The sequence below is a fragment of the Enterococcus sp. C57 genome, assembly GCF_040887305.1.
Lineage (GTDB): Bacteria > Bacillota > Bacilli > Lactobacillales > Enterococcaceae > Enterococcus_B > Enterococcus_B hirae.
Map to the genome: position 1 here is coordinate 101,469 of NZ_JBFOFP010000004.1, position 15,313 is coordinate 116,781.

Genomic DNA, 15,313 nt, shown 5'->3' on the forward strand with positions numbered 1-15,313 from the left:
TTAACTTGTGCCGCAGCTTCTATTTTTCGAGACTTTGGTGTTTCTGCCTAAGTGCAGTACAATAAAATTAAAGAGGTGACAATTGTGATTACAAAACCAGATAAGAACAAAACACGTCAGAAAAGACATCGTCGTGTACGTAACAATATCTCTGGTACTGCTGAGCGCCCACGCTTGAACGTTTTTCGTTCTAACAAAAACATCTACGCTCAAATTATTGATGACGTAGCGGGTGTAACGCTAGCAAGTGCCTCTACCTTGGATAAAGAAATTTCAGGTGGAACAAAAACAGAAGCAGCACAAGCTGTCGGTAAATTAGTTGCTGAACGTGCAACTGAAAAAGGCATTAAAGTAGTAGTCTTTGACCGTGGTGGATACCTTTACCATGGCCGTGTGCAAGCTTTAGCTGAAGCTGCTCGCGAAAATGGACTAGAATTTTAGGAAAAGGAGGAATACCATTCATGGTTTATATCGATCCAAAACATTTGGAATTAGAAGACCGCGTTGTTGCAATTAACCGTGTAACAAAAGTTGTTAAAGGTGGACGTCGTCTACGTTTTGCTGCTTTAGTTGTTGTCGGTGACAAAAACGGACATGTAGGATTTGGTACTGGTAAAGCACAAGAAGTACCTGAAGCAATCCGTAAAGCAATTGAAGATGCGAAGAAAAACTTAGTTGAAGTACCTATGGTTGGTTCAACAATCCCACACGAAGTCATCGGTGCTTTTAGTGGTGGTAGAATCCTAATGAAACCTGCTGTTGAAGGTTCTGGGGTTGCTGCTGGTGGACCAGTTCGTGCCGTATTGGAATTAGCAGGGGTAGCAGATATCACTTCTAAATCTTTAGGTTCAAATACACCAATCAACGTTGTTCGTGCAACTGTTGAAGGTTTGAAACAATTGAAACGTGCAGAAGAAGTTGCAGAACTTCGCGGCAAATCAGTTGAAGAATTAATCGGATAAGGAGGACAAAAATAATGGCTGAATTAAAAGTTACTTTAAAACGCAGTATTATCGGACGTCCTCAAAACCAACGTGATACAGTAAAAGCGTTAGGTCTTACAAAGATTAACAGCTCAGTGGTTAAACCTGCTAATGAAGCAATCAAAGGCATGATCAACACTGTTTCTCACTTGGTGGACGTTGAAGAAATCTAATTAAACAAACCTAGTATATAGTAAGAAATATGAACTAGAATATTAAGGAGGTGCCAAACCTATGAAACTTCATGAATTAAAACCTGCAGAAGGTTCACGACAAGTACGTAACCGTGTTGGACGTGGTACTTCTTCTGGTAACGGAAAAACTGCTGGACGTGGTCAAAAAGGTCAAAAAGCTCGTTCAGGCGGTGGTGTACGTCTAGGATTTGAAGGGGGTCAAACTCCATTATTCCGTCGTTTACCAAAACGTGGTTTCACAAACGTGAACCGCAAAGATTATGCAGTCATCAACCTTGATGTCCTAAATCGTTTTGAAGATGGTGCTGAAGTAACTCCAGTTGCTTTAGTAGAAGCTGGAATCGTGAAAAACGAAAAATCTGGAATCAAAGTATTAGCTAACGGTGAGTTAACTAAGAAATTGACTGTGAAAGCCGCAAAATTCTCTAAGGCAGCTGAAGAAGCAATCGTTGCTGCTGGTGGGTCAATTGAGGTGATCTAATGTTCAAACTGTTAAAAGATGCTTTTAAAGTAAAAGACATTAGATCCAAAATCCTATTTACTGTTTTTGTTCTATTTGTATTTCGCTTAGGTGCACATATCACTGTGCCCGGAGTAAATGCTAGTTCATTGCAAAACCTTTCTTCTTTACCTTTTTTCAACATGTTGAACTTGGTGAGTGGTAGTGCGATGCAAAACTTCTCCATCTTTTCAATGGGGGTTTCGCCTTACATTACAGCTTCGATCGTTATCCAATTGTTACAAATGGATATCGTGCCACGTTTTGTTGAATGGTCAAAACAAGGGGAGGTTGGTCGTAAGAAGTTGAATCAAGCAACCCGATACCTGACATTAGTATTGGCATTTGTCCAATCTGTTGGGATCACTGCTGGATTTAACCAATATGCTCAACTAGGTTTTGTGAATAACCCTAACGTTTCAACCTATGTTACTATCGGTCTGATTTTGACTGCGGGTACAATGTTTGTCACTTGGTTAGGAGAACAAATCACAGAAAAAGGAATCGGTAACGGAGTATCAATGATCATCTTTGCAGGGATCATTTCTCGACTTCCTGAAAGTGTAAAAGAAATTTATGAAGACTATTTCGTAAATATCAATCAATCAGATATCTGGAAATCTGCAATTTTCATTGCTATTTTAATCGTTGCAATCTTATTGATCGTAACGTGCGTTACATTTTTCCAACAAGCTGAACGCAAAATCCCAATTCAATATACGAAACGTGTAGCAGGGGCGCCAACAAGTAGTTATCTACCGTTGAAAGTCAATGCGGCTGGGGTTATCCCGGTTATCTTTGCAAGTTCGTTTATTGCGACACCTAATGCGGTTTTACAAGCATTGAGTGGAAGATTTGGGGCTGAAAACTGGTATAAAATAATGATGCAGATCTTTAACTATAATACTGCACCTGGTGCAACTATTTATACGATCTTGATCGTCGCATTCACATTCTTCTATGCTTTTGTTCAAGTAAACCCTGAGAAATTAGCGGAAAACTTACAAAAACAAGGAAGCTATATACCAAGCGTACGTCCTGGTAAAGGAACTGAAGAGTATGTCTCAAGCTTATTGATGCGTTTAAGTACAGTCGGTGCGATTTTCCTTGGTTTAGTGGCTTTATTACCGATCATTGCTCAAATGATTTGGAATCTGCCTCAGTCCATTGGGTTAGGTGGTACTAGCTTACTGATTGTCATCGGTGTAGCTTTAGAAACTGCGAAACAGTTAGAAGGCTTAATGCTGAAACGTAAGTACGTTGGATTTATCGAGTAAGAAAGCGTGTTGAGGTTTTTCCTCAACACACGTTCTCACATTTATTAGGAGGGAAAACAATGAACCTCATTTTAATGGGGCTACCAGGCGCAGGTAAAGGAACACAAGCAGAAAAAATCATTGATGCTTATCATATTCCTCACATCTCAACAGGAGACATGTTCCGTGCAGCAATGCAAAATGAAACAGCTCTTGGCTTGGAAGCAAAGTCTTATATTGATAAAGGTGAATTAGTTCCTGATGAAGTAACAAATGGAATCGTGAAAGAGCGCTTAGCTGAACCTGATACGGAAAAAGGCTTCTTATTAGATGGTTTTCCCCGTACACTTGAGCAAGCAGAAGCGCTAGATGCAATGTTAAAAGACTTAGACAAAAAAATTGATGCAGTCATCGATATCCATGTTGGTGAAGATGTATTGGTTGAGCGTTTAGCTGGCCGATTCATTTGCAGCAATTGTGGAGCAACTTATCATAAAATTTTTAACCCTACAAAAGTTGAAGATACATGTGATCGTTGTGGTGGGCATGAATTCTATCAAAGAGAAGATGATAAACCTGAGACGGTTAAAAATCGTCTGGCTATCAACATCAAAAATAGTGAACCAATCTTGGCCTATTACAAAGAACAAGGTTTGCTAAACACTATCGATGGTGATCGTGAAATCGATGCTGTATTTACTGATGTCCAAAAAATTATTGAAAAATAGCACGATTGCCCGTAGCCGACTTGCATTAAGCAGTTACTCTTGTCAAGTTCAATAAATTATGATAGAATATGTCAGTCCGACTTCTAGAGAAATCCTCTAGATGATCCATTTTGAGAATTTTGAGGTGGGAACTGCAGTTTCCGCCATTTTATCGTGTGAAAATGCGAAACAAGTACAAGGAGGTACTGTGCGTGGCAAAAGAAGATATGATTGAAGTCGAAGGTACAGTCGTCGAAACTTTGCCGAATGCAATGTTTAAAGTTGAACTAGAAAACGGACACCAAGTTCTTGCTACTGTTTCAGGTAAAATCCGTATGCATTACATCCGTATCTTACCTGGTGACAAAGTGACGGTTGAATTGTCTCCGTATGATTTAAACCGTGGCCGTATTACTTATCGCTTTAAATAATTGTACTCCGTAAAACTACAGGAGGTATTATCATGAAAGTAAGACCATCAGTAAAACCAATGTGCGAACATTGTAAAGTAATTCGTCGTAAAGGACGCGTTATGGTGATTTGCCCAGCAAATCCAAAACATAAACAACGTCAAGGATAATTGGAGGTGCAATAAATATGGCTCGTATTGCAGGAGTAGATATTCCTCGTGATAAACGTGTAGTAGTTTCTCTTACTTATATCTATGGTATTGGTAACACTACTGCTAAAAAAATCTTAGCTGATGCTGGTGTATCTGAAGATGTTCGTGTTCGTGAATTAACGAATGAACAAACAGATGCTATCCGTGCAGAAGTAGATAAATTAAAAGTTGAAGGTGACCTTCGTCGTGAAGTGAACTTAAACATCAAACGTTTGATGGAAATCGGTTCATACCGTGGAATCCGTCATCGTCGTGGATTGCCTGTTCGTGGACAAAACACGAAAAACAATGCACGTACTCGTAAAGGTCCAGCTCGCGCTATCGCTGGCAAGAAAAAATAATTCTTAAGTGAAGGAGGTTAGAACTTCATGGCAGCAAAAAAAGTGAATCGTAAACGCCGTGTGAAAAAGAATATAGAAGCAGGTATTGCACATATCCATTCTACATTCAACAACACTATCATCATGATCACTGATACTCACGGGAATGCATTAGCGTGGTCATCAGCTGGTTCATTAGGCTTCAAAGGAAGCAAAAAATCAACTCCTTTTGCCGCTCAAATGGCAGCAGAAACAGCTACAAAAGCAGCAATGGAACACGGATTAAAAACTGTTGAAGTAACAGTTAAAGGACCTGGTTCTGGACGTGAAGCAGCAATTCGTTCATTACAAGCTACAGGTTTAGAAGTGACTGCAATTCGTGACGTGACTCCAGTTCCTCATAATGGTGCCCGCCCTCCAAAACGCCGTCGTGTTTAATGAGTGCCGCTCATTTTGAGTTCTATTAGTAACGTCATTGAACAAGACACTTTTCGTTTTGAAAGGGGTAAAGATAAGAATGATTGAGTTCGAAAAACCAAGAATCGCAAAAATTGATGAAGAAAAAGATTATGGCAAGTTCATCGTTGAACCTCTTGAAAGAGGATATGGGACTACTTTAGGGAATTCCCTACGTCGTATTTTATTATCTTCTTTGCCAGGTGCTGCCATCACTAATATTCAAATCGATGGTGTACTGCATGAATTCTCTACCATTAAAGGGGTAAGAGAAGACGTCACTCAAATCATCTTGAACATTAAAGGCTTAGCACTTAAAATGTATGGTCAAGAAGAAAAAACCCTTGAAATCGATATTACCGGACCTGCTACAGTAACTGCTGGCGATATTATCGTTGATAGTGAGGTAGAAATTCTTAACAAAGATATGTACATCTGTAGCGTCTCTGAAGGAGCTACGTTCCACGCTCGCTTAACAGTGAAGCCAGGACGTGGTTATGTTCAAGCAGATGAAAACAAAAAAGAAGATATGCCAATTGGTGTACTTCCAGTCGATTCAATCTACACGCCAGTTCGTCGTGTGAACTACCAAGTAGAAAACACTCGTGTTGGACACCGTGAAGATTTTGATAAATTGACGATGGAGATTTGGACAGATGGTTCAATCGAACCGTTGGAAGCAATGAGTTTATCTGCAAAAATCATGACAGAACATTTAGACATCTTTGTAAACCTAACTGATGAAGCTAAAAATGCTGAAATCATGGTCGAAAAAGAAGAAACACAAAAAGAAAAAATGTTAGAAATGACAATTGAAGAATTAGACTTGTCTGTTCGCTCTTATAATTGTTTGAAACGTGCAGGAATCAATACTGTACAAGAACTTACAAATAAATCTGAGCCAGAAATGATCAAAGTCCGTAACTTAGGACGTAAATCATTAGAAGAAGTGAAAGCTAAATTACACGACTTAGGTTTAGGTTTACGTAAGGAAGATTAAAACCTTTTACGAAGGAGGGAAACCAACGTGAGTTATCGTAAACTAGGACGCACATCTAGCCAACGTAAAGCGATGTTGCGTGATTTAACAACTGACTTATTAATTAACGAACGTATTGTGACTACTGAAGCTCGTGCGAAAGAAGTTCGCTCAACTACAGAAAAAATGATCACTTTAGGCAAACGTGGAGACTTACATGCACGTCGTCAAGCTGCGGCTTTTGTACGTAATGAAGTTGCTAGCGTACGTGAAGAAAATGAGGACATCGTCATTGAATCAGCTTTACAAAAACTATTTAATGATATCGCACCTCGTTATGCTGAACGTCAAGGTGGCTACACTCGTATCTTGAAGACAGAACCAAGACGCGGTGATGGTGCACCAATGGTTGTCTTAGAACTTGTCTAAAATCACACTAATAACATCACTTTATAGATGATTCTTTTAGAGTGTTATGATGTTGGAAGTTAACTCTTCCGAGTCTAGCTCAGCGCTACTCCCCAAATCTATTGGTTTGGGGAGTATGCACTCATCATAAAGTGTTTTTTTGTACCTTCAATTACCTGTCAAGACATCTAATTGAAGGTGTAAAAAAACACTTTAATTAAAACGGAAACAATTGAAAAATCAGGTGTTTTTTGATAGTGTTAGTAGGAACTTAGGATGGAGAAGGAGTAATTATGGAGCCAATAATTGAATTAGGAAAGATTAATTACAAATATCAACCTGATGACCCTCGTCCAGCATTAAAAGACATTTCATTTACCATCAAGCAAGGTGAGTGGATCGCAATCATCGGACATAATGGATCAGGGAAATCAACACTTGCAAAAACAATCAATGGGTTGCTTCTACCAGAGTCTGGTATTGTGAAAGTTGGCAATCAAACACTTAATGAAGAAAATATCTGGTCGATCCGTCGAATGGTTGGAATGGTTTTCCAAAATCCAGACAACCAATTTGTTGGATCTACTGTTGAAGATGATGTTGCTTTTGGTCTTGAGAACCAAGGTATACCTAGAGAAGAAATGGTGATCCGTGTACAAGATGCGCTAGAAAAGGTACGTATGATCGATTTTGCCAAACGTGAACCAGCAAGACTTTCTGGTGGACAAAAACAACGAGTAGCCATTGCTGGAGTCGTAGCTCTACGTCCAGATATTATTATCTTAGATGAAGCTACTAGTATGCTTGATCCAGAAGGTCGTGAAGAAGTGATTTCCACGATTAAAAAAATCAAAGATGAAAGTAATTTGACCGTCATATCTATCACTCATGATATCGATGAGGCAGCAAATGCCAATCGGATATTAGTGATGAAACAAGGAGAATTAGTCAATGAAGGCACACCAGAACAAATCTTTTCTGCTGGCCCAGAATTGATCAATTTAGGGTTAGATCTTCCTTTTCCTGAAAAATTGAAAAGCGCCTTGAAGCAACGAGGAATTGATGTTCCTAGTGAATATATGACAGAAGAAAGGATGGTGGAATGGTTATGGACATCCGTTTTGAAAAAGTAGATTTCACCTATCAACCAAACACACCATTCGAACAACGTGCATTATTTGAGATTGATTTAATGATTAAAGAAAATAGCTACACAGCCTTAGTCGGGCATACTGGAAGTGGGAAATCAACCTTACTGCAACATTTGAATGCGTTGATTAAACCTACCAGCGGGATCGTACATATTGGCGATCGACAAATCAAGCCCGATACGAATAATAAAAACTTAAAACCCATTCGTAAAAAAGTAGGTATTGTTTTTCAGTTTCCTGAAGCCCAATTATTTGAAGAAACGGTAGCAAAAGACATTGCTTTTGGACCAAAGAACTTTGGTGTCAGTGAGGAAGATGCACGAGATTTAGCTAAAGAAACATTAGCACAAGTTGGTTTAGATGAAACTTACTTAGAGCGTTCTCCTTTTGAATTATCAGGAGGACAAATGCGTCGAGTAGCGATTGCAGGTGTACTTGCTATGAAGCCGGAAGTACTAGTATTAGACGAACCAACGGCTGGACTTGATCCTCAAGGTCGAAAAGAAATGATGGATATGTTCTGGCGACTGCACAAAGAACAAAAAATCACGATCGTATTGGTCACTCATTTAATGGATGATGTGGCAAATTACGCGGATTATGTTTATGTCTTAGAAAAAGGTAGGATTGTAAATAGCGGTCAACCTCATGCAGTTTTTCAAAATCTATCTTGGCTCAAAGAAAAGCAATTAGGTGTTCCGACTGCGACAGAATTTGCGGAAAAGCTGAATAGTCGAACAGCGCTTTTTTCCGAACTTCCAATCACTGCAGATGAATTAGCAGATCAGCTCGTAGCATTAGTAGGGGGACAACCTGATGATGAATAAATTAATTTTTGGTCGATACATGCCTGGAGATTCCTTGATCCATCGATTAGACCCTCGAGCAAAGTTATTAGCAAGTTTCTACTTTATTGGAATTATTTTTTTAGCAAATAATTGGCAGACTTATGCGTTATTAGCTGTTTTCACTTTACTTGCTGTCTTTCTCTCAAAGGTAGATTTCAAATTTTTCATCCGAGGCATCCGTCCTTTGATCTGGTTGATTTTATTTACAGTGGCACTCCAAGTATTATTTACTAGCGGTGGTGCTACCTACTGGAGTTGGGGAATCTTCAATATTACGGAGTTCGGTGTAATGAATGGGCTGTTTATTTTTTGCCGATTTGTACTAATCATTTTTATGTCTACCTTATTAACATTAACGACTCCACCTTTGGAATTATCTGATGCGATTGAGTATTTACTTCGCCCATTAAAAGCAGTTCGCTTTCCGGTGCATGAAATTTCGTTGATGCTTTCGATTGCTCTACGATTCGTACCAACGTTGATGGATGAAACAGAGAAAATCATGAATGCACAACGAGCTCGTGGGGTTGATTTTGGTGAAGGAAGTCTAGTCCAAAAAATGAAAGCAGTTATTCCTTTGCTGATTCCTTTGTTTGTTAGCAGTTTTAACCGGGCAGAAGATTTAGCGACTGCCATGGAAGCAAGAGGATACCAAGGTGGTGAAGGAAGAACAAAGTACCGCATACTGCATTGGCATCAACGAGATACGATGGTCCTTGTTGTTTTTGTCTTGATGACCATTGCATTAGTCTTTTTAAGAAGTTGATGAGTAGGTGAAAGTATGACACGTTATAAAGCAATTATTGCCTATGATGGTACCCATTTTAATGGTTTTCAGAAGCAACCAAATGGTCGTACTGTCCAAGAGGAAATGGAAAAAACGCTAAAGAAAATGGCCAATGGAAAAGAGATTACTGTCTTTGGTTCTGGCCGTACTGATGCAGGGGTCCATGCGATGGGGCAAGTGATCCATTTTGATTACCCTGAAGAACGACCTTTAGAACGTATGCGTTTTGCATTAGATACGCAATCGCCAGAAGATATCGCAGTTAAAGCCGTTGAGATCGTTTCAGATGATTTTCACGCGCGCTATTTAGTAAAAGAAAAAACTTACCAGTTTCGGGTCGATATTGGAAAACCACGCAGTCCGTTTCGTCGGCATTACGCAAGTTATTTCCCCTATCCACTTGATTTATCGAAAATTCAACGAGCATTGCCTGACTTAATAGGTACCCATGATTTCACTTCTTTTTGTGCTTCTGGAAGTTCAATCGAGGACAAAGTAAGAACGATCTATGAAGCAAAGATGGAAGTCAATGAGGCCGGGGATGAGTTGTTATTTACTTTTCGTGGGAATGGTTTCTTGTACAAGATGATTCGGATCCTTGTCGGTACGTTGCTGAAGATTGGGAACGGGCGACTTTCAGAGGATAGTATACCCGAAATCATTGCGAAAAAAGATCGAAATGCTGCAGGACCCACAGCTCATCCAGAAGGGTTATATCTGTATGAAGTGGTGTATGATCAATAAAGAAAAGTTCCAAATAGATCCTATTGGAGGTAATAAACTTCAAAAAAGGATGAGAGGGTTAAATGGTTAAGAGAAAATAGCTATTTTTATGAATCCATAAAGACCTTTCATTCACACGTTTCGTTTAGAGAAAAAATATTTCTCTAAACGGAACGTTTTTTTATTTTTTTATGAGTTTTAACTCTCCAAAAATAATAACAGTAACAAGATATTACTAGTATCTAAGTAGCTAAATGATCAATTTTATAGAAATATAAAATAACTATTATTTAAAATAACAATCGAAATAACATAAAGTATATAAAAAAGAAAAAGTTGTTGCTAAAGAGAGGATTCTTTTCTTTATAATAGAACCTAATGAGCGAAAGGAGAATAAATGATATGAGCAATGAAAAATTAGATCAGAATACTTTAATCAGCATACTGGGAGAAGTAAATGAGGCAACACCAGAACCAGCAAAAAATTCGGCAAACAATAATCCATCAGTACTATCGAGTGCGAAGATGGAAAATTCAACTAGCATATTGGGAGAAACAACCGGTTCAAAATCGTTTATGGCTATGACAGCAGCTGAGAAAAAAATTTTTAAAAACGCTATGGGTAATATATTCCAACAAAAGCTAACCATACAGCCAAAAATAGTAACACCAGATCCAGCAAAAAATTCGGCAAACAATAATCCATCAATACCATCGAGTGCGCAGATGGAAAATCCAACTAGCATATTAGGAGAAACAACCGGTTCAAAATCGTTTATGGCTATGACAGCAGCTGAGAAAGAAAATTTTAAAAATGCTATGGGTAATATATTCCAACAAAACCCATCCATACAGCCAAAAATAGTAACACCAGACCCAGCAAAAAATTCGGCAAACAATAATCCATCCATACTATCGAGTGCGAAGATGGAAAATTCAACTAGCATATTGGGAGAAACAACCGGTTCAAAATCGTTTATGGCTATGACAGCAACTGAGAAAGAAATTTTTAAAAACGCTATGGGTAACATATTCCTAAAGAACCTGCCCATACATCAGACAACAGTAATACCAGTGCCAATAACAAAGGAATCGTCAAAAACTAAACCTTCTGATCAAGGAGAGCATAGAAGAAAATTCGTTGATGTATTAAACCAAATAAAGTTAAATAATCCAGTAGCACAAGAAAGAACAGCAGAGTCTGCAAAAAAAGAATTTACAGAAAACACCTCTTTGATATTACCGAGTGAGGAGAAGTCAGGACAACCCGAGTCAACAAGAATAGATCTTACGGAAAACAATTCTTCGAAACTATTGAGCGGAGAGAAGCCAGAACAACCCGAGCCAGCAAAAAAAGAATTTACAGAAAACATCCCTTTGACATTACCGAGTAAGGAGAAGCTAGAGCAACCTGGGCCAACAAGAAGAGATCTTACGGAAAACACTTCTTCGAAACTAGAAGTTGATCAAGAAAAACATAACAATAAAACCAATCAACTGGTACCAAAAACAAATGTCAAAGCGTTAACTAAGTTTTTTGAAACAAAGAGTTCTATAAACGAAGCTTGTGATAGAGCAAAACAAGGTGCAGAGTTAGAAAAAAATAGAATTTCCCAAAATACTGTGACAAATGGACAATCTTTATCTAGGTAATAGCTGATAATCAACCCTTAAATAAAGAAGTCAGATGGATTTTATACGGCTAGTGAGTACACCTGTTGTTTAATTATTTGAGAACGTACCATAGCTACTCAAGGTGAGCCATTTTTGTAGGATAGAATGCTTCAATTCATGATTTTGTTTTATGAATATGCGAATCGAGTTCAGTACTCAGCTAAATATTGGAAGAGTAGATATGAAAAATAATGACTAGATATTAAGTTAGACGATGTGTACGAATGTCGAACATTTTTACTAAGCGAAACATAAATTTTAAAAAAAAGAAAAAATAGGTAAAGGAATGATTGGATTTTAGTATACAATATGGACTAACTTAACGGAGGGAGATTTTTTAATGGAAAATAATCAGGAAACATTGAAGACTATACATGGAGACCTTATAGCGATAGCTAACAATCTAGGATTTTATGATAGCGAAACATTTCATAAAAAAATAAGTGAAGAAACAAAGAAAACGTTATCGAAAGACAATAAGCAATTAACCAAAGAAAAACTAGAAGTAGCAGTGATGAACTTAACTGAAATGATACCGAATACTATAAAAACTAAACTAAAGGCAGATGAAAGGCTAGTAGCAAGTAAAAGCGCACGTTTATTTACACGTGCTGTAAGCGAAAAAAAGCAAGATTCAGATGGTATTTTACAAGATATACTAGCATATAACAAAAGTATTAGTGATGGAGTGGAATCACTGAAGAAAGCTAGACCGCATGAAAGAGAACAGCTAATTAGTTCAATTGAAGAAGGTTGGGAAGCTGCTAAGAACAATTTGAACCTATTAAAAAAAGACGAGGGTATTGCTCCTGATGGAATGACTAACACTGCAGTAATAGAATCTCTATTATTTCAGAGAAAGAATTTTTTAAATACATATCACATGATACATCAAGTAAGGGAACAACTTGGTTTAAAACAAATTCGAAGGCAAGATTTAAGTGTTGGTGCTAATAGCCAAAACTCTTCGGTTAGTTTAGCAGAAGTGGTTAAAATGAAATTTAAAGAATTCCAAAAGAAACAACAAGAGAGTCTAAAAAACAGTTCAGAGGACAACACAATACATAGTTCCCAACTTACGAGTCAAGGACAAAACGGAAATCATGCTGTTGATGATAATGGGTATGACGAACCAGTTGAATATGGTGAAGTAGGCATTTATGGGGAGAACGAAAATCCTGAGGAGCTAACTCCTCGTTCAAGTGCTGTTGATGATAATGGGTATGAAGAACCAGTTGAATATGATGAAGTAGACATTTATGGGGAGAACGGGAATCCTGAGGAAGTAAGTTTAGAGCCAACTCCTCGTCCAAGTAATGCTTCTACCACGTCTTCAATATCTTTTAGCATCTATGATGAAGTTGCGGATATTAATAATGATTATGAAGTCGTAGATAATAACCGGGATCAAGGGCCGAAACCGGAACTTTGGCAATCCATGAACTCTTTAAGAAATGAAAAGCAAAAACTATATAAAGAGATCATTCAGTTATCTAAAGAACATAAAGTAGGTACAAAAGAATTTTCTGAAAAAGTAGAGAGATTACTAGATATTCGCTATAAAATCGCCATAAAAAAAGAACTGATTCAAAAGGTTGGTTTTGATTTCACAAAAATTTTAAATAATCCTAAATTTTTAGGTAGAGACAATCCAGACATGATAAACAAATATGATGATGCAATCAGTAATTTTATAAACCAAACGAAAACTAATATACCACAAGTAACAACTGACAATACTAAAGATGAGAATAAGAAAAAAAGAGCTAAATTATATCAGAAAATGAAACATCAATTTAATACCAATCAAACATTGTCTGGAAGAGAATCAGCTGCACAGATTTATCCACTTATAGTAGAAGTATTGAACAAAAATATACCTAATAACCTATCGACCTATGATTATTACGATTTGAGTAAAAGTAAAACGTTGAAAAAGGCCGGTCTTCATAAATGGGGAAATGTTGAGAAGATATTGGATGCTTCGAATCGATTAAAGTTTAATTATCCGTCACCTGATACTAAAAACTTGCAGTACGTTAAACAAAGCAAAAAAGAGTTAAAGGAACTTGAATTGGTTTTCAATAAACAAGTTACTAAATTTTATAAGCTTTTTAAAAATGCTAAAACTTCACTAAATAAGGATGTGCATGAAAAAGAATTCATCACTAATCTAAGCAACTTACGTGACATCCATCATCAACTTGAGACTAGAAAAACGATCGAACACATGCTTGGGATGGACTATGAGAAATTTTGTCACAAATTTGCTGAGCGAAACAACGTTGATCCCCAAAAAATCATTCATGCATGGCAGGAGACAGCAGCAACGCAATTAAAAGATAAAAGTCCTAATCTGGTGGATGATTTTACACAGGAGGTTAGCAAAAGATTTCAGGATGTGACAAGGAGTGCTGACCCGTTATCAGTTGGGAAGTTGAATGAATTTTTTAATATGGATTTATATAAGGCTAGAATAGCGAAGAACTATTTAGACTCCAAAAAGGTTGATTATGCTCAAGATAGAGCTTGGATTATTAATAAGGTCAATTATATAAAACGATTGGATAAAGAGGGATCATATAAAAGGGCGAATGAAGAGTTCATAAAGCTACTACCAGAAATAGATAAGCTACTTAATCAATACACGCTAATCGAACAACCATTTTATCACATTAATACCCCTATTAATGAGTGTCCTACATTAAAGAACTTAGGAATTAAAGATTGCCGTGAGTATTTACCAGATCCTGTGAAAAAAATAGAACCCCTTTACGCTGAAGTGAATAAAAATAAGGGAATGAATCCAGAAAATGCCCAAGGACGATTATTAAATATAATAAATGGAGCACAAAGTAAAGTACAGCAGGATGCGCAAAATCAACAACTTGATCCGTCTAAAGGAAAGCCTAGTAATGATTTATTAAGAGAGACTAGTGTCTAATTTAAATTATAAAATGTAAAACAAACAGTTAAAGAATCTAAAACCATTTTTGTACCGATCCCTAAAGATTAGCTCAAAAACTAACTTCTGGGGGTCGGTAGTTTTATGAATAAATAGACAAAAAAGTAAGGGACAAAAAAAGACACCACAACATTATAATTTACCTATGACATAAAGTCTGAAAGAGCGAAGGGAGAAAAAAATTATGGAAAATAAGCAATCAATAGGACAAGGTAAGCACCATGGAAAATAAAAAGAACGATGGTATCCCTAAAGAGCAGGCAATGCGATCCGATCCAAGTATCATCAAATGACAATAAAACAATTGCAACAAACAAAAAAAGAATTGTATAAAACTATTATTGCGTTATCTAAAAAAGGGGAGGTAAATACCGAAACATTTAAAGAAAATCTATCTAATTTGTTGGAAATAAGATATCAACTTGCAATAAAAAAAGAATTTGAACAAAGTATTGGTGTAGATATTTCCATTTTTTATCAAAAAGAGTCATTATTTACTATGCCAGCTATAGAATCAAGTTTGGAGCAAACTTTAGAATCAATACAACCTTTAAATCAAATTTACAAAAATAAAATGACTGAACTTTATCAAAAAAACCAGCAATCATCAGAAGGTCCTTCGGTATAATTTACCATCAACAAATGGTGTTTCTAACAGTCGATTGGAAACTGAAACCAGAAATGATCGTTCTTTTTAACTAATAGATAAATAAAGCATCAAGAGTGGCAGAAGCATTCAGC

19 protein-coding genes are annotated in these 15,313 nt (G+C 37.1%); all 19 read left to right on the forward strand.

The features are described from left to right. Positions 1–84: 84 nt before the first annotated feature. The 19 genes from rplR to AB5M32_RS06200 all read left to right on the forward strand — a co-directional run bounded on the left by rplR (position 85) and on the right by AB5M32_RS06200 (position 15,200). Complete coding sequence (gene rplR, locus AB5M32_RS06110) at positions 85–441, forward strand: 50S ribosomal protein L18 (RefSeq protein ID WP_005880747.1); 357 nt, start codon at positions 85–87, stop codon at positions 439–441. 20 nt (positions 442–461) lie between these two features. Then, positions 462–962, forward strand: a complete 501-nt coding sequence (gene rpsE / locus AB5M32_RS06115; protein ID WP_002288681.1) for a 30S ribosomal protein S5 — start codon at positions 462–464, stop codon at positions 960–962. Positions 963–976: 14 nt separating this feature from the next. After that, a complete protein-coding gene (rpmD, locus tag AB5M32_RS06120; protein WP_010720441.1) occupies positions 977–1,156 on the forward strand; it encodes a 50S ribosomal protein L30 in 180 nt (59 codons plus the stop codon). Between the two features lie 61 nt (positions 1,157–1,217). Beyond that, the gene (gene rplO / locus AB5M32_RS06125) at positions 1,218–1,658 is read left to right on the forward strand and encodes a 50S ribosomal protein L15 (protein WP_010720440.1); all 441 of its coding nucleotides are present in this window, start codon (positions 1,218–1,220) and stop codon (positions 1,656–1,658) included. Next, on the forward strand, positions 1,658–2,953 hold the full coding sequence (gene secY, locus AB5M32_RS06130; RefSeq protein ID WP_010720439.1) for a preprotein translocase subunit SecY: 1,296 nt from the start codon (positions 1,658–1,660) through the stop codon (positions 2,951–2,953). Before rplO ends, secY begins: the two co-directional genes overlap by 1 nt. 59 nt (positions 2,954–3,012) lie before the next feature. Beyond that, positions 3,013–3,660 carry an adenylate kinase gene (locus tag AB5M32_RS06135; RefSeq protein ID WP_010720438.1) on the forward strand — a complete coding sequence of 216 codons (648 nt, stop codon included), beginning with the start codon at positions 3,013–3,015 and terminating at the stop codon, positions 3,658–3,660. Positions 3,661–3,851: 191 nt separating this feature from the next. Further along, positions 3,852–4,070, forward strand: a complete 219-nt coding sequence (infA, locus tag AB5M32_RS06140) for a translation initiation factor IF-1 (RefSeq protein WP_002288695.1) — start codon at positions 3,852–3,854, stop codon at positions 4,068–4,070. A gap of 32 nt (positions 4,071–4,102) precedes the next feature. Further along, positions 4,103–4,219 (forward strand): 50S ribosomal protein L36, encoded by a 117-nt coding sequence (rpmJ, locus tag AB5M32_RS06145; RefSeq protein ID WP_002288710.1) that lies wholly within the window; start codon positions 4,103–4,105, stop codon positions 4,217–4,219. Between the two features lie 17 nt (positions 4,220–4,236). Next, the gene (gene rpsM, locus AB5M32_RS06150) at positions 4,237–4,602 is read left to right on the forward strand and encodes a 30S ribosomal protein S13 (RefSeq protein WP_002288713.1); all 366 of its coding nucleotides are present in this window, start codon (positions 4,237–4,239) and stop codon (positions 4,600–4,602) included. Positions 4,603–4,629: 27 nt separating this feature from the next. Further along, entirely contained in the window at positions 4,630–5,019 is a 390-nt protein-coding gene (rpsK, locus tag AB5M32_RS06155) for a 30S ribosomal protein S11 (protein ID WP_002288714.1), read from the forward strand. A gap of 79 nt (positions 5,020–5,098) precedes the next feature. Continuing rightward, on the forward strand, positions 5,099–6,037 hold the full coding sequence (locus AB5M32_RS06160) for a DNA-directed RNA polymerase subunit alpha (RefSeq protein ID WP_005880735.1): 939 nt from the start codon (positions 5,099–5,101) through the stop codon (positions 6,035–6,037). A 27-nt stretch (positions 6,038–6,064) separates the two neighbouring features. After that, positions 6,065–6,445 carry a 50S ribosomal protein L17 gene (rplQ, locus tag AB5M32_RS06165; protein WP_005880733.1) on the forward strand — a complete coding sequence of 127 codons (381 nt, stop codon included), beginning with the start codon at positions 6,065–6,067 and terminating at the stop codon, positions 6,443–6,445. Positions 6,446–6,717: 272 nt separating this feature from the next. Continuing rightward, on the forward strand, positions 6,718–7,557 hold the full coding sequence (locus AB5M32_RS06170) for an energy-coupling factor ABC transporter ATP-binding protein (RefSeq protein ID WP_034697737.1): 840 nt from the start codon (positions 6,718–6,720) through the stop codon (positions 7,555–7,557). Beyond that, entirely contained in the window at positions 7,533–8,402 is an 870-nt protein-coding gene (locus AB5M32_RS06175) for an energy-coupling factor ABC transporter ATP-binding protein (RefSeq protein ID WP_025480273.1), read from the forward strand. Before AB5M32_RS06170 ends, AB5M32_RS06175 begins: the two co-directional genes overlap by 25 nt. Then, a complete protein-coding gene (locus AB5M32_RS06180; protein WP_010720435.1) occupies positions 8,392–9,189 on the forward strand; it encodes an energy-coupling factor transporter transmembrane protein EcfT in 798 nt (265 codons plus the stop codon). The genes AB5M32_RS06175 and AB5M32_RS06180 overlap by 11 nt, the downstream gene beginning before the upstream one ends. Before the next feature lie 15 nt (positions 9,190–9,204). Continuing rightward, positions 9,205–9,954, forward strand: coding sequence for a tRNA pseudouridine(38-40) synthase TruA (gene truA, locus AB5M32_RS06185; RefSeq protein ID WP_063626400.1), 750 nt, complete (start codon positions 9,205–9,207; stop codon positions 9,952–9,954). Between the two features lie 381 nt (positions 9,955–10,335). Continuing rightward, entirely contained in the window at positions 10,336–11,586 is a 1,251-nt protein-coding gene (locus AB5M32_RS06190; RefSeq protein WP_256736246.1) for a hypothetical protein, read from the forward strand. Between the two features lie 361 nt (positions 11,587–11,947). Then, positions 11,948–14,551 (forward strand): hypothetical protein, encoded by a 2,604-nt coding sequence (locus tag AB5M32_RS06195; protein WP_178286981.1) that lies wholly within the window; start codon positions 11,948–11,950, stop codon positions 14,549–14,551. 310 nt (positions 14,552–14,861) lie between these two features. Further along, on the forward strand, positions 14,862–15,200 hold the full coding sequence (locus AB5M32_RS06200) for a hypothetical protein (protein WP_096709759.1): 339 nt from the start codon (positions 14,862–14,864) through the stop codon (positions 15,198–15,200). Positions 15,201–15,313 lie beyond the last annotated feature (113 nt).

Excerpts from the sequence above, each read along its gene's own strand:
- rpsK (WP_002288714.1), top strand. The coding sequence starts at position 4,630 with ATGGCAGCAAAAAAAGTGAATCGTAAACGCCGTGTGAAAAAGAATATA.
- AB5M32_RS06160 (WP_005880735.1), top strand. The coding sequence starts at position 5,099 with ATGATTGAGTTCGAAAAACCAAGAATCGCAAAAATTGATGAAGAAAAA.
- AB5M32_RS06170 (WP_034697737.1), top strand. The coding sequence starts at position 6,718 with ATGGAGCCAATAATTGAATTAGGAAAGATTAATTACAAATATCAACCT.
- AB5M32_RS06195 (WP_178286981.1), top strand. The coding sequence starts at position 11,948 with ATGGAAAATAATCAGGAAACATTGAAGACTATACATGGAGACCTTATA.
- AB5M32_RS06200 (WP_096709759.1), top strand. The coding sequence starts at position 14,862 with ATGACAATAAAACAATTGCAACAAACAAAAAAAGAATTGTATAAAACT.
- rpmJ (WP_002288710.1), top strand. The coding sequence starts at position 4,103 with ATGAAAGTAAGACCATCAGTAAAACCAATGTGCGAACATTGTAAAGTA.
- AB5M32_RS06190 (WP_256736246.1), top strand. The coding sequence starts at position 10,336 with ATGAGCAATGAAAAATTAGATCAGAATACTTTAATCAGCATACTGGGA.
- rplO (WP_010720440.1), top strand. The coding sequence starts at position 1,218 with ATGAAACTTCATGAATTAAAACCTGCAGAAGGTTCACGACAAGTACGT.
- rpsE (WP_002288681.1), top strand. The coding sequence starts at position 462 with ATGGTTTATATCGATCCAAAACATTTGGAATTAGAAGACCGCGTTGTT.
- secY (WP_010720439.1), top strand. The coding sequence starts at position 1,658 with ATGTTCAAACTGTTAAAAGATGCTTTTAAAGTAAAAGACATTAGATCC.
- rpsM (WP_002288713.1), top strand. The coding sequence starts at position 4,237 with ATGGCTCGTATTGCAGGAGTAGATATTCCTCGTGATAAACGTGTAGTA.
- AB5M32_RS06180 (WP_010720435.1), top strand. The coding sequence starts at position 8,392 with ATGATGAATAAATTAATTTTTGGTCGATACATGCCTGGAGATTCCTTG.
- AB5M32_RS06175 (WP_025480273.1), top strand. The coding sequence starts at position 7,533 with ATGGACATCCGTTTTGAAAAAGTAGATTTCACCTATCAACCAAACACA.
- AB5M32_RS06135 (WP_010720438.1), top strand. The coding sequence starts at position 3,013 with ATGAACCTCATTTTAATGGGGCTACCAGGCGCAGGTAAAGGAACACAA.
- rpmD (WP_010720441.1), top strand. The coding sequence starts at position 977 with ATGGCTGAATTAAAAGTTACTTTAAAACGCAGTATTATCGGACGTCCT.
- truA (WP_063626400.1), top strand. The coding sequence starts at position 9,205 with ATGACACGTTATAAAGCAATTATTGCCTATGATGGTACCCATTTTAAT.